The sequence below is a fragment of the Wolbachia endosymbiont (group B) of Pammene fasciana genome (assembly GCF_947251495.1).
Taxonomy (GTDB): Bacteria; Pseudomonadota; Alphaproteobacteria; order Rickettsiales; family Anaplasmataceae; genus Wolbachia.
Genome location: NZ_OX366360.1, coordinates 914,199 through 928,733, shown reverse-complemented (window position 1 = coordinate 928,733; position 14,535 = coordinate 914,199). Strand labels below are relative to the sequence as shown.

Genomic DNA, 14,535 nt, shown 5'->3' with positions numbered 1-14,535 from the left:
GTTGTGATTCTAAGGAGGTTTCAAAGAAAGTCTTGTCTTTAATAAAAGAAAAAGGTTGCTATAATTCTGATAAAAGCACTATAAACAAAATGAATGTAAAAAATATCTTATTAGCGTTTTTAGTACAATTTATATTCGATTTGTCATTATTTGCGGCTGATCCTATTTTGCTTAATTGTATTGAAACTCCAGGGATTTATGATCTTGAAACAAGGCCAAAAAGCTTTAACTCTTCAAATAATTTAAGAAGAAAACCTGGCTCTCCAAATAATGCATCAGGAGAATTAATAAATGTAGTGGGTAGAGTTACTGATGTAAATTGCTTACCGATACAAAATGCTGTGGTTTCTATATGGCACGCAGACTCACTTGGCATGAGCTATTATGATGAAAATGTGGAGCTTGATCCAAATTTTGCTGGATCAGGAAGATTTGTAGTAAATAACCTTGGCTATTATAATTTTATTACAATAGTACCAGGTAAAATTGGTGATAGGGCTCCACACATCAACTTTTTGGTCCAACATCCAGATTTTCCAGAATTCACAACACAAATGTTTTTTGCTAATCATAATTGCGATAACTGTGATGATCTTCTTCTTGGTAATCTTATTGAGAGTGGACTTGCAAGCCTTCTGATAGCACCATTTACTTATAACAATCAGGCCATGAAGACCTACACATTTAATATAACCCTAGGTGGGCATAACAAATTTTCTGATAAAAGATAAAGCCCTTGCATATCAGGGGAGTTCATAGTAGTCTTAAGCGCTATTGTACTTAAAATGTATATGAAAAATATCTTACTAATGTTTTTACTATGTTTTATGTGCAGCTTACAATTATTTGCAACGGAGATGTCAACGATGAAGATAACAATTTCTAAAGCTTTACCCGATTTTGAGACGCTAGTGGTAGGTTTGTTTGAGGGTGATAAGTTTATAACTAATGTTCTACAAGATAAGCAAGCTATAGATAACATCAAGAAATTTAGTGGTTTTAATGGAGGTTTTGGTGAATTTTCCTCCATTACTTCATCAGAGGGAAAAAATATTATAGTTGCTGGTCTTGGAATGAGAGATGAATGGGATGAAAGCAAAGGATTAAATATTGGTGGTAAAATATATTGTGAGCTAAGCAGATTAAGAATCAAGCGAGCGGCAATCTCAATCGAAGGCAATGCAGCAAATGTTGCATACGGTGCATTTTTGCGCAGTTTTAAATTTGATAAGTATAAAACCAAAAAGGATGAAAAAGTTACAGAAGTAGAGGAGATCACAGTGCTAACGAAAGATGAGCAATTCAGTAGTGCTGAAAAATCATTTGAGCGTTTAAGACAAGAAGGTGAAGGCATATTTCTTGCACGTACTCTTACCATTGAACCACCTAATGTTTTATATCCAGAATCCTATGCTGATTATATAAAAACCGAGCTTACTAAGCTTGGCCTTGAAATCGAAGTGCTTGGTAAGAAACAGATGGAAGAGAAAAAAATGGGAGCATTGCTTGGGGTAGCACAGGGAAGTAGTAAAGAGCCAAAATTAGTAGTGATCAAATGGAATGGAGCTTCCAAGGAACAAAAGCCTGTAGCTTTTGTGGGTAAAGGCATAACGTTTGATACTGGTGGAGTGTCACTCAAGCCTTCGCGTGGCATGGAGTCAATGAAATATGACATGGCGGGTTCTGCTACTGTGGTTGGGGTGATGCGTACTCTAGCTGGACGAAAAGCAAAGGTAAATGCAGTTGGTGTAGTTGCACTTGCAGAAAATGCAGTGGACGGTAATGCTCAAAGACCAAGTGATGTAGTAACTTCGATGTCTGGACAGACGATAGAAGTGTTGAACACTGATGCAGAAGGAAGGCTCATACTTGCAGATGCTTTGTGGTATACGCAAGACAGATTCTCACCTAAATTTATGGTTGATCTTGCAACTTTAACTGGTGCTATAGTGGTTGCGCTTGGAAATAATGAATATGCTGGTCTTTTTTCAAATAACGATGAATTAGCAAATCATCTGATTGATGCAGGAAATGAAGTAAATGAAAAATTATGGCGCTTTCCTATGAATGAAACTTATAACAAAATTATTGATTCGCCGATTGCTGATGTGCAAAATATAGCTCCTGCAGGTTCTGGTGGAGATAGTATAATGGCTGCACAGTTTCTACAGCGTTTTGTAAACGACACTTGTTGGGCACATTTAGACATTGCAGGCACTGCTTGGCACGAAAAAGGCACTGATATTTCTCCAAGAGGGGCAGTAGGTTTCGGTGTAAGGTTGCTAAATAAGTTGGTTGAGAAGTACTATGAGATTAATAATTAAGGATCTTTGTATTGAGTTTATAGCTTAATTTACGGCTACATGAATGTCTATTTATAAGACGTAGAAAATGATATCATCAAAGTAACTTACATTTTCTTTTTTGGGGATTCTAAAGTTACACACTTGAGCAGCATCAAGAGAAAGTATTTTGTTCAAATGATGATTGTAATGATGGACTATTAAAACTTTAAAGCTATTTAGCATTGACGGTGTATACTTAAGTGTTAAAATAAAATAAGAAGTTTTTAGGAGTTTATATGGCAGCAGGTGGGAAAGCAAAGACAGCTAGTAAAAATAACCCTACTCAGCGTAAGAAAGCCGAGCAAAAAATGTATAAAGATAAACCGGTAAAACCTGTTAGATATATAGATCGTGATTCGCGCATGAATTATATGTCTGCTCAATATGACAACGGCAATCTGGTTGAAGATGAGGTGAGCGGCAATCCTATAAAGTGGGAAGCTGTATAATGGTTGTGGTTAAAGTTACTATTAATTCTAAGGAATGTGAAGTAGAGCATGGGCTCACTATAATTCAAGCTTGTGAAGTTGTGGGCGTTGAAATTCCACGTTTTTGTTATCATGAGCGTTTAGCAATTGCTGGTAACTGTAGAATGTGTTTGGTTGAAGTGGAGGGTGGACCTCCAAAACCAGTAGCCTCTTGTGCAATGCCAGTTGCAGAAGGGATGGTTATTCACACTGATACCCCTAAGGTTAAAAAAGCACGTGAAGGTGTGCTTGAGTTTTTGCTAATTAACCACCCGCTTGATTGCCCAATTTGCGATCAAGGTGGTGAATGCGATTTGCAAGATATCACGATGGCTTATGGGAAAGGAACCAGCAGACTTGATGAGCATAAAAGAGCTGCGCCAAAAAAACATTTTGGTCCACTGATTGGAACTGCAATGAATAGATGCATTCATTGTACTCGATGTGTTAGATTTTTGTCTGATGTTGCAGGTACAAATGAACTTGGAGGAATCGGAAGGGGAGAAAATGTAGAGATTAGCACTTACATAAAAAGGCATATTAGTTCTGAATTATCTGGAAATATCATAGATCTCTGCCCGGTAGGGGCTTTAACTTCAAAGCCTTACTCCTTTACAGCGCGTCCATGGGAGCTATCACATTGTGAGACTATAGATGTGCTAGATGCTGTGGGAAGTAATATTAGAGTTGATTGTCGTGGTCCTGAAGTTATGCGAATATTGCCAAGACTCAATGAAGAAGTGAACGAAGAATGGATATCAGATAAAACCCGTTTTGCCTATGATGGACTAAAAGTTCAGCGTCTTGATCAACCTTATGTAAAAAAAGATGGTAAATTAGCCCCAGTTGATTGGAATGAAGCACTAACTGTTGCTGCAAAGAAATTAAAGAGTACGAAATCAAACAAAATAGCTGCAATTGCAGGTGATTTAGCAGATTGTGAGTCTATGCTTCTACTCAAAGAAGTGATGCAGAAGCTTGGTTCGGGGAATATAGACTGCAGGCAAGATGGTGCAAATCTTATATCAAGTAATCGTGGATCTTATGTGTTCAATACCACTATTCAGGGTATAGAAAGTGCAGATTTATGCTTGCTAATCAATACGAATCCAAGGATAGAAGCACCAATCATTAATGCAAGATTGAGAAAGAGATATTTACAAGGCAATTTTCCTATTGCAAGCATTGGCCCTAACGTTGAGTATTTATACCATGTTGAGAGGTTAGGCAATAACCCAAATATCTTAGACGAAATAGCAAAAGGAAATCATAAATTTTGCAAGCTGCTGAGTGTTGCCTCAAATCCGATGCTCATCATCGGTCAAGATGCATTAGTAAGAGATGATTCTGAATCAATTTTAGCGCTAACTGGCAAAATTGCAGAAAAGTTTAACATGATCAGAGATAACTGGAATGGCTTTAACGTACTGCATAAGGCTGCAGCAAGGGTTGGTGGACTCGATATTGGATTTGTTCCTAGCAAAGGTGGAAAAGACATTAATCAGATGCTAAAACAGGCAGAAAGTGGCGAGGTGGAAGTTGTTTATCTTCTTGGTGCAGATGAAATTGATACATCAAAATTAGAAAATACATTTGTAATTTATCAAGGCCACCATGGTGATAGGGGAGCGCATATAGCAGATGTCATTCTACCTGGAGCTGCATACACAGAAAAATATGCAACTTATGTAAATACTGAAGGGCGAGTACAGAGAACAAATTTAGCTGTTTTTCCTCCTGGTGAAGCAAAGGAAGATTGGTTGATTATTAAAAATTTATCCCAATATTTGAGCCTTTCCTTGTTATATGATAGTTTATTTGATGTGAGAAAAAAATTAGATACTATCGGTCCACAGTTTAGAAGTGTTGATCAAGTGGTAAAAAATACATGGGTACCAATCAGCAATGGTAAAATAAATTTAAGTAATACGCCTTTTACTTTAAAGGAGTGTAATTTTTATATGACAGACTCAATAGGTCGCGCTTCAAAAATAATGGCAGATTGTACTAAGGATTTTTATGAACACTCTACTTAATATTTTATTTATTCTAACACCATTATTACTAATAACTCTGGTATATTTTCAACGAAAATTAAACTCTATATTTTTGTGTAAAGAACAAAATACATTAGAAAAACAGTTCGTTTATAAGCTAGTTGATTTTATCAATGATATTATTGCACTATTTACGGAAGGATATGTATGGATGGCAATAACATTTATTATAGTTACCGAGGGAAGAGGGAATTATTTGCCTCTTACAATGATCTTAATTATGATGTCACTAGTGTCATTCATATGCATATCATTTTACTATTCTATTAAGCTAAATGCTGTACAGAAAAGTGTTGTCCTATTGATTTCAATAGGGACATTGTCTTTTGTGTCTAGAGCATTTGCTGTATTTTTTATTGCCACAATTATGAACTATTTTTTTGATTTAGGGTTGCATGTACTTGATATTTGATATTCTTTTTCTTCTTATTCCACTTTTGCTTTCAGTAGCATATTTAGTGTACTTTGAGCGTAAAGTTATTGGTGCAATTCAACTAAGGCATGGTCCAAGTGTAGTAGGGCCATTTGGTCTACTACAGCCATTTGCAGATGCTATCAAATTGATAATTAAAGAGCCGATAATACCATTTAGAGCAAACACCATACTGTTTATTATGGCTCCAATGCTCACCTTTATTTTAGCATTAATTTCCTGGGCAGTTATACCATTTGGAGCTGAAATAATTACAGAAAATGGACAGCAGGTAATAATCCCTAAGGTAATAGCAAATATTAATGTTGGAGTGCTTTATGTGCTAGCTATATCCTCTTTGGGAATATATGGCATTATTATTGCAGGCTGGTCTAGTAATTCTAATTATGCATTTCTTGGCGCTATAAGGTCAGCTGCTCAAATGATTTCATATGAAGTTTCAATAGGTCTAATAGTTGCTACAGTTGTTATTACAACTGGCACATTAAATCTTGGAGAGATGGTGGTAGCGAAACATCATATGCCATTTTGGATTGATTTATTACTAATGCCTATAGGAATAATATTTTTTATTTCTTTGCTTGCCGAAACTAATCGTCACCCATTTGACTTACCAGAAGCTGAAGCAGAGCTCGTCTCTGGGTATAACGTCGAGTATTCATCAATGCCTTTTGCTCTCTTTTTCTTGGGAGAATATGCAAATATGATTTTAGCAAGCGCTATGATGACAATATTCTTTCTAGGAGGGTGGTATCCTCCATTAGAGCTTAGTTTGCTGTATAAAATTCCTAGTTTAATCTGGTTTGTTTTGAAGATAGTTGTACTTTTGTTTATATTTGTTTGGATTAGAGCTACAATACCTCGTTATCGTTATGATCAATTAATGCGTCTTGGTTGGAAAGTATTTTTGCCAATATCGGTACTTTGGGTAATACTCATTTCAGGAGTGTTGCTTTTTACTGGGAATTTGCCTGGATCCAATGTTTAATTTCCCAAATACAAGGTTAAGGCGTAGGCGCTCAGGCAAGTGGATTCGCAATTTAACAAGTGAAAGCACTTTATCAGTAAATGATTTGATTTTTCCCTTATTTGTTCATGACGGAGAAGAAACAATTGAGCCAATTTCTGGCTTACCTGATATCAAATGTTATTCAATAGATGGATTAATTTCTATAATTCAGAAAGCTAAGGACTCGGGGATTAATGCTGTTGCAATTTTTCCTGTAGTTGATAGTAAACTAAAATCTGAAAACGCCGAGGAAGCGTACAATCCTGACAATTTAATCTGTAAAGCAATTTGTGCTGTAAAATCAAATGTACCGGATATTGGCATTATTGCAGACATTGCACTAGACCCATACACTACTCACGGTCATGATGGCATTTTAAAAGACGGCAAGATGGATGTGGAAAATGATGAAACTGTGTCAATATTGTGTAAGCAAGCGCTTGTTTTAGCAAAAGCAGGATGCGATATAGTTGCTCCTTCTGATATGATGGATGGCAGGATAGGAAAAATAAGAAAAACATTGGATGATAATAACTTTCAGAATGTGTCAATATTGTCCTATGCAGTAAAGTACTGTTCTAGCTTCTATGCGCCGTTCAGGCAAGTTGTCGGTTCGTGCGCATCATCAAATTTCATCGACAAAAGTGGTTATCAAATGGATTATCGAAATGCACGCGAAGCAATCTGCGAAATTGAAATGGATATAAATGAAGGTGCAGATTTTATTATGATAAAGCCGGGTATGCCATACTTAGATATAATAAAAACAGCAAGTGACAAGTTCAATTTTCCTATTTTTGCTTACCAAGTAAGCGGTGAATACGCAATGATAAAAGCTGCAGCAAATAATGGCTGGCTGGATTATAACAGAGTGATTTATGAGTCCTTAATTGGTTTTAAACGTGCAGGTGCAAGTGCAATATTTACCTATGCTGCACTTGATGTTGCAAAAAATTTGGTATCTACTTAGCAGTGTGGAACATCTAAGTAGGTAGCTGGCCGAAGTGACTTGACAAACCTTCCCACTTTCCTTATCATATCAATAAGAGTATTTATCCTTGTTTTTAATCTCTGCAGATTTAACAACAAAAATTCAGTAAAAAACTCAGGTATATATTGGCAGATTACATAAAATTATAGCGGCTGCATGTCTTTTTTATTTTTTCTACATTCAGCCAAAACACGCTTATTTTAAGCGTTAGCACATTATTACAATGCCAATTTACATTATTATAGGGTCAAAACTCACTACTAACCCCAACTATGGATTAAATAAAGAGATAAAAGTGCAGCTAAGAAGAGGAAAACAGGGTAAGCTCAAGTATTTTATCAATAATTAAGAGGTTACCCATGAAGAAAGATATTACAGAACTTTACTGTTGCGTCGAGGATTTTTGTCGCACAGTCGATGATAATTTTGCTAATATGCTCCTATCAAAAGGAAGAAAACCAACTAGAATACCGGACTTCGGAAATTCTCACCATAATTCTATTATATCATCAATCCCCTTGCAAAAGTTTCAAAGCTTTTTACCTACTTTATCTGCCACTTTATAAATCTGAGTTTTCTAAATTGCCAACATATGACCGATTTATCGCTCTTAAATCACGGGTTTTATGGTATTTAGCATTACTTTTGCAATGGTTCTGCAAACAAGCAAAAATGACAGGTATTGCCTACATAGACACTTCTACAATCGCTGTTTGCCACAAAAAAAGAATCTCCAAGAACAAAGTTTTTGATGGTTTGGCAGAAATTAGTAAGAGCACATATGGTTGGTTTTTTGGCTTTAAATTGCACTTGGTAATTAATGAAATTGGAATCACTTACTCTAACCAAAGGTAACGTTGATGACAGAAAACCTGTGCCAACTCTCACTAAAAGACTGACCGGACTTTTGTTTGGAGATAAGGGCTATATAAAGAAAGAGCTCTTTGAGAAACTCTTTGATAGAGGCCTAAAACTCGTCACTAAAGTAAAAAAAGGTATGAAAAACGTACTCATTTCACTTAAAGAGAAGATTTTACTAAGGAAAAGATCGATTGTTGAGACTGTTTTCGACTCCTTGAAAAACAAATTTGAGATTGAGCACACAAGACACAGATCGCCAACAAATTTCCTAATTCATGTTTTTTCTGTTCTGATTTCCTATTCCATGCAGTCGAAAAAGCCCTCTATTTCTATGCCTTTCTTTGCTGGCTAATCCATAGTTGGGGTTACTAGGGGATTCTTTTGCCTTTTTCTAGCTTGGTAAATTTTTTAATATTTATAGTTAAAGCTTCAGGCCAGCGCGTGACGCATAGCTATACGGAGATTAAAGATGTCATTCAAGTAGCTGACACTGGAATGGCTTTGTTGCACCACTCAAGGAAAGAACAGGCAGTTACTGACTTTCATTCTTATTGGCATATTTTTCCTTTGTCGGCTAAATATCTATTTTATAACAAATTCCATCAGTAACTGCCTGTTCTTTCCTTGAGTGGTGCAACAAAGCCATCCCAGTGTCGGAGCACTGGGATGACAAAAAAGGAGGCTACTAGTATAAAGGGGCAACGGTTTAGATCGTTTTTAACTATTTGCCTTTTTTCTATGCAAGAAGTGTATTGATAAGTCCATTACAATTCAGTATTGTGAAAAATATAAGTCAAGTGTTAGTTAGGACATGGGGATTTTTTTTCAATTTTTGGGTAAGGTGCTAGGCAAGGTTTTTCCTGCCAAAATAGTAAGCTCTTTTTTAGGAGTAGGATATTTACCGGGTTGGCAGCATTATTGGTCTTCTTTTCTAATATTATTTATTACCGACATTATATTAATGCTTACATACGGAGGTGATTTTATACTATATAAAATGCCGAATTCAGGCATAGTTGTAGCTGCTATTTTTACCAAGCTAGCAATAGTTATGTTAGTGCTGCAATTAGTTGGCATATCTATTTTTCATACTCAAGATCCTTCAGCCAGCAGTGATGAGAATATAGTAATACAAATAGCATCAGGGCAGGTGATGACTGTTGCGTTTTCGATGCCGGCAATAATGTCAATTTATTATACTGTAAGTAAATTCTATCTAAGTATATGTAAAGCAATACTTCAATGTCCATTTTGGTTTAATGATCTTATGCATTTGTTCTTTTTCTTTATAATACCTTATTTATTTTTTAATATTGTAGAAGTAATAAAACCATGGCCGATAAGTACGATACAGCTTAGTTATAACAATGCAATATCAATCACATTTGAAGGGATTTTTCATATGTTTTATGCAGTGATTTTATTGTACTTGACTGCATTTATATTCTGCGATCTGACTATGCATGATGCGATTGTTTTAAACAAAAGCATATTTGAGTATGTAAAAGAAAGTTCAATAGCCTTGAGTGACTATTTTCATGGCACTATTAAAAAAATAAGTATAGAATAGTACTTATTTGCTTATGTATTCAGTTTAAAAGATATACAGTTTGCGTGAATCTACAGGATATAATAAAGGGATTACAAGATTTTTGGGCAGATGAAGGGTGTACTATACTTCATCCATATACGTCTGAAGTTGGAGCTGGAACACTACATCCCGCAACAATCATGTCAGCGATTGACGAAAAATCAACAAAAATTGCGTATCTACAACCAGTAATCAGACCTGCAGATGGGCGCTATGGCGACAACCCTAATCGCTTATATCAGCATCATCAATACCAAGTTATAATAAAACCATCTGGCAGCAGTTTGCAAGATGTTTACTTAAATAGCTTAAAAGCTCTTGGTGTATCGACAAAAGAATATGATATTAAGTTTATTGAAGATGATTGGGAAAACCCAAGTGTTGGTGCATCCGGTCTTGGCTGGGAGGTTACATGCAACGGAATGGAAGTAACACAACTTACTTATATACAGCAAGTGGGAGGTATTGACTGCAGAATAATTCCTGGTGAAGTAGCATATGGGTTAGAGCGTTTAGCAATGTGCATACAGGGTGTAGATAATGTTTACGACATAATGTGGAACGGTAGCGGTGCAACTTATGGAGATATTTTTAAACAAAGAGAGCGAGAGTTTTCTTACCTGGCACTTGATTATTATGATACTAAAGTAGTACAACAGCAGTTTGAGGATACAGAAAAACTGTGTAAATTCCTTGTTGAAAAAGAATTGCCGATAGCAGCTTATGACCAATGTATTAAAACGAGCCATCTACTTAATCTACTTGATGCAAGAGGTGTGCTTGGTGTGAATGAACGTACAGCCTATATTGGTAGAGTGAGAGAGTTAACAAAAAAATGCTGTGAATTATATAGAGCAAAGTAGAATATGTTGTCGCAATTATTGTTTGAATGTCTTTCAGAAGAAATTCCATCAAGAATGCAGAATTCATCTGCAGCTCAGGTTAAGAGCTATATCACTAATGCTTTTAGTAAAAATAATGTGAAATTTGCATCTATAGAAGTTTATGTGACTGCACGTCGCATTGCTCTTTTTATTGATGGTATAAGTGCTTTGGAGCTAAAAGATTCTAACAATGAGATTAAAGGACCAAGAGTTAATGCACCGAAAAGTGCTATCGAAGGTTTTTTGAGAAAAAATCGGAAAGGTGAAGAAGATTTACTCATTCGCAAAGTAAACGATGAAGATTTTTACTTCATTAAGAGAGAAAGCTGCTTATTTAACATCAACGGGTTTCTCAAAAATCAACTGGAGGAAATGCTAAAAAACTTTTCTTGGCCAAAGAGTATGAGATGGAGTGAAAGAAAAGAGAGATGGGTTAGGCCAATTAAAAATATTCTATGTATTTTAAATGACGAAATAATACCTATATCTTTTGCAGGGGTTACAGCATGCAACGTGACGTATGGTCATAGGTTTCTTTCAGGTGATGCAGTACTTACTGTTAAAACACCCAAAGACTATTTTGAATTGTTAGAAAAAAATAATGTCATTCTCCAGTTGGACAAAAGAAAGCAATTTATACTAGATCAGATTAATAAGTTTACAAAAGAGGAGAACTTACAACTTGAAAAAAATGATTATTTACTTAATGAATTGGCAGGGCTTATAGAGTGGCCAATAGTATTATTTGGTAAAGTAAAATCATCAGAATTACCGAAGGAAGTAATACTTAGTATAATTAATACGCAGCAAAAGTATCTTGCTTTAAGTGATGGACAGAAAATATCACATTTTGTTACTGTTGTAAATGTTAACAACAATGAAGTTGTCAAAGGCCATGAAAGAATATTAGAAGCACGTCTTGCTGATGCCCAGTTTTTGATATCTCAAGACAAGAAGGAAAACCTAGATTACTATGTCAAAAAATTGAGCTCTATTTCATTTCATGCTTCGCTCGGTAGCGTAGAAGAAAAAGTGAAGCGTATTATCGCTCTTTCAAAGTATATAGCGATATTTATTCCACATGCTTCATTAATTAAAGTTGAACGTGCTGCATATTTAGCAAAGGCAGATCTTGCAACGTTGATAGTGAAAGAATTTCCGGGATTGCAAGGAGTAATGAGTGGATACTACGCTTCTTATTTTCAAGAGGATAAAGAAGTAGTGGAAGCTATAACTGAGCACTATAAGCCAATTGGATCGGACCAAGAATGCCCTAGATCTCCTACTGCGATTGCTGTAGCTATTGCAGACAAAATGGATAGTTTGGTTGGCTTAATTGCAGCAGGTGAGAAAATCTCTGGTTCGTATGATCAGTTTGGTTTGCGTAGAATGACAATTGGTATAATTAGAACAATACTTGAAAATAATTTGCATATTCCAATTAGATTGCTGATAGATAAGTCAGTATCTTTATGTTCAAGGCTTCTATTGAATAAAAATATAACTCCAGTTGATAAGCCAAGTGAAAAACAAATTTTAGAACTAGTATTTAAATTCTGCTTAGAAAGGTTCAAGATTATTTTAAAAAATAGAAATATAAGGCAAGATGTTGTAGATTCAATACTATATAAAGTCGATATTAATGATCTGCTGAAAGCGGAAAAGCAAACTGTGATATTGGATCGTTATCTTAGTACAAAAGAAGGTGAACAGGTTCTAAGCACTTATAAAAGAGCCAGTAACATGATGAGCAAAGTGAGAAAAAGTGATGGCACTACTTATAATGCATCTTACAGTAAGAAGTTTTTGATTGAAGATGAGGAGATTGCGCTATCAAATTGTGCTATAGCTGCTTGTAAAAACATCAAACAAGCGATAGAAAATAACGACTTTAATACAGCGCTTGATGAACTTGCTCGTTTTGCTCCATTTATCAATCAATTTATGGACAGTGTAAAGATTAACTGTGATTCTAATGAGCTTAGAATAAACAGGTTATCTTTGCTTGCAAATGTTGTTTCTACCTTTCATTTAGTAGCAGAGTTTAACCTTATACAGGTTAAACAATTGATAAATGCTCAGGCAATATAAGGAACAAATCAAATCATCTCCACAATCCTGTGGCGTTTATAAGATGATTGGAGATAAGAGTAAGGTTTTATACATTGGTAAAGCAAAAAACTTGAAGTCGAGATTATCTGACTACCTTCAATTCGAAAACCTTTCTGAACGAATCAGAGTAATGATCTCACAGGTTATTAAGGTTGAAATATTCATCACTGAGAATGAAATCGAAGCATTGCTTCTTGAAGCACAGTTAATAAAATCGTTAAAACCATCCTATAATATTTTGCTTAGGGATGGAAAATCTTATCCTTATATAACAATTTCTAAGCATGATTATCCAAGAATAGCGAAATATAGAGGTAAGTTTAAGAAGAATGAGTTTCATTACTACGGCCCTTTTCCATCTGCTGCTGCTGTTAAGAACACTATATTATCATTGCAAAAAGCTTTTCTCTTAAGAGTATGTTCAGATCAATATTTCTCTTCAACAAAAAGACCATGTCTTGAGTATCAAGTTAAGCGCTGTTCAGCACCATGCGTAGATAAAATTACAAAAGATGATTACTGCAAATCAGTAAAACAAGCACAAGATACTCTGCTAGGAAGGAATAAAGAAGTGCAAAGACAGCTATTTTCTACAATGGAAAAGTGCAGTAGGGAAATGAACTACGAGCTTGCTGCTGTCTATAGAGATCGATTGAAATTTCTTCAGCAAATTCAAATGCAGCCAATGGATTTTTCTTTTGAAGAAGATGCAGATTTCTTTAGCGTTGTACGTGAGGCAGACTTAGCATGCATTGGTGTACTATCTTTCAGAGATAAAGGTAACTATGGAAGCATTCCTTACTTCATTGAGAATTGTAGTGATCATTCAAATGATGAAATTTTATCCACCTTTTTGGTCAATTTGTATAATCCAGTTAACACACCACCAGCGCAAATTTACGTTCCCGATTTTATTAAGGATAAGGAAATTATAGAACAAGCACTTTATGCTCTTACTCAAAAATCAATAAAAGTTTTGCATGCGAAAAATAGTAAAGAACGTGATTTGTTGAATTTTATTTACAATAATTCTCAGCATAGTCTAGAACAGAAGCTTACTGATTATAGAAATAACCTAGAAAAGCTCGAAGAGCTTAGGAAGATTTTCTCGTTACCAAATATTCCAAAGCGTATCGAGGTTTATGATAATAGCCATATATCTGGAAATCAACAAGTTGGTGTGATGATTGTTGCAGGGCAGGAAGGTTTTTTAAAAAGTGAATACAAAAAATTTACTATAAAAGAAGAAATTTCAGGTGATGACTATAAAATGATGAGAGAAGTGCTGACTAGACGTTTCTCTGGCAATATAAAAGATATAATCCCTGATTTTTTACTGATTGATGGCGGTCCAGGACATGTTTCCATAGTGCAGAATGTGTTGGAAATATTGAATATAAAAGTTCCTTTTGCTTGTATGGCAAAGGGTCATGATCGTAATGCAGGAAATGAAAGATTTTATGTGCCGGACAGAGAAGAATTTACTCTAGCAAGTGACAGTAAGGTCATGCTTTATTTACAATTGCTGCGTAATGAAGCTCACCGTTTTGCGATAACTTCGCATAGAAAAAAACGCGATAAACAGTTTTTTGCTTCACAATTAAGTGAAATATCCGGTGTTGGCAGTAAAAGAAAGAAGGCACTCATGTCTCATTTTGGTTCTGTAGAAAATATAAGCAAAGCTTCTCTAGCTGAAATTCAAAACGTACCTGGAATTAGTAAAGGTTTAGCAGAAATCATTCTTCAACACGTGAATTCTAAGAAAGGTACTCCTAAATAGGTACT

Annotated in this window: 13 protein-coding genes and 1 pseudogene; all 14 read left to right on the top strand. The window is 35.3% G+C overall.

Going from position 1 to position 14,535, the window contains the following annotated elements; genetic code table 11:
• Positions 1-89: 89 nt before the first annotated feature.
• The 14 genes and pseudogenes from OPR29_RS04360 to uvrC all read left to right on the top strand — a co-directional run bounded on the left by OPR29_RS04360 (position 90) and on the right by uvrC (position 14,530).
• Positions 90-731, top strand: a complete 642-nt coding sequence (locus OPR29_RS04360) for a protocatechuate 3,4-dioxygenase (RefSeq protein WP_319803447.1) — start codon at positions 90-92, stop codon at positions 729-731.
• Positions 732-866: 135 nt separating this feature from the next.
• Complete coding sequence (locus OPR29_RS04355; protein WP_265025127.1) at positions 867-2,324, top strand: leucyl aminopeptidase; 1,458 nt, start codon at positions 867-869, stop codon at positions 2,322-2,324.
• A 257-nt stretch (positions 2,325-2,581) separates the two neighbouring features.
• The gene (locus tag OPR29_RS04350; RefSeq protein WP_006279675.1) at positions 2,582-2,794 is read left to right on the top strand and encodes a hypothetical protein; all 213 of its coding nucleotides are present in this window, start codon (positions 2,582-2,584) and stop codon (positions 2,792-2,794) included.
• A 5-nt stretch (positions 2,795-2,799) separates the two neighbouring features.
• Positions 2,800-4,848 (top strand): NADH-quinone oxidoreductase subunit NuoG, encoded by a 2,049-nt coding sequence (gene nuoG, locus OPR29_RS04345; protein WP_458694754.1) that lies wholly within the window; start codon positions 2,800-2,802, stop codon positions 4,846-4,848.
• Complete coding sequence (locus OPR29_RS04340) at positions 4,832-5,281, top strand: hypothetical protein (RefSeq protein ID WP_010404400.1); 450 nt, start codon at positions 4,832-4,834, stop codon at positions 5,279-5,281. The genes nuoG and OPR29_RS04340 overlap by 17 nt, the downstream gene beginning before the upstream one ends.
• Positions 5,265-6,290: an NADH-quinone oxidoreductase subunit NuoH gene (gene nuoH / locus OPR29_RS04335; RefSeq protein WP_265025125.1), complete on the top strand. Its 1,026-nt coding sequence runs from the start codon at positions 5,265-5,267 to the stop codon at positions 6,288-6,290. Before OPR29_RS04340 ends, nuoH begins: the two co-directional genes overlap by 17 nt.
• Positions 6,283-7,281 (top strand): porphobilinogen synthase, encoded by a 999-nt coding sequence (gene hemB / locus OPR29_RS04330; RefSeq protein WP_052264901.1) that lies wholly within the window; start codon positions 6,283-6,285, stop codon positions 7,279-7,281. The genes nuoH and hemB overlap by 8 nt, the downstream gene beginning before the upstream one ends.
• Before the next feature lie 244 nt (positions 7,282-7,525).
• Complete coding sequence (locus OPR29_RS04325; protein ID WP_265025124.1) at positions 7,526-7,651, top strand: hypothetical protein; 126 nt, start codon at positions 7,526-7,528, stop codon at positions 7,649-7,651.
• A 10-nt stretch (positions 7,652-7,661) separates the two neighbouring features.
• Positions 7,662-8,515 (top strand): annotated as a pseudogene (locus tag OPR29_RS04320) (IS982 family transposase).
• A 29-nt stretch (positions 8,516-8,544) separates the two neighbouring features.
• A complete protein-coding gene (locus OPR29_RS04315) occupies positions 8,545-8,772 on the top strand; it encodes a hypothetical protein (protein ID WP_265025123.1) in 228 nt (75 codons plus the stop codon).
• 202 nt (positions 8,773-8,974) lie between these two features.
• A complete protein-coding gene (locus OPR29_RS04310; protein WP_265025122.1) occupies positions 8,975-9,733 on the top strand; it encodes a phosphatidylglycerophosphatase in 759 nt (252 codons plus the stop codon).
• A 44-nt stretch (positions 9,734-9,777) separates the two neighbouring features.
• A complete protein-coding gene (locus tag OPR29_RS04305; RefSeq protein WP_265025121.1) occupies positions 9,778-10,617 on the top strand; it encodes a glycine--tRNA ligase subunit alpha in 840 nt (279 codons plus the stop codon).
• Between the two features lie 3 nt (positions 10,618-10,620).
• Positions 10,621-12,729, top strand: a complete 2,109-nt coding sequence (gene glyS, locus OPR29_RS04300; RefSeq protein ID WP_265025120.1) for a glycine--tRNA ligase subunit beta — start codon at positions 10,621-10,623, stop codon at positions 12,727-12,729.
• Positions 12,713-14,530, top strand: a complete 1,818-nt coding sequence (uvrC, locus tag OPR29_RS04295) for an excinuclease ABC subunit UvrC (RefSeq protein WP_012481994.1) — start codon at positions 12,713-12,715, stop codon at positions 14,528-14,530. The genes glyS and uvrC overlap by 17 nt, the downstream gene beginning before the upstream one ends.
• Positions 14,531-14,535 lie beyond the last annotated feature (5 nt).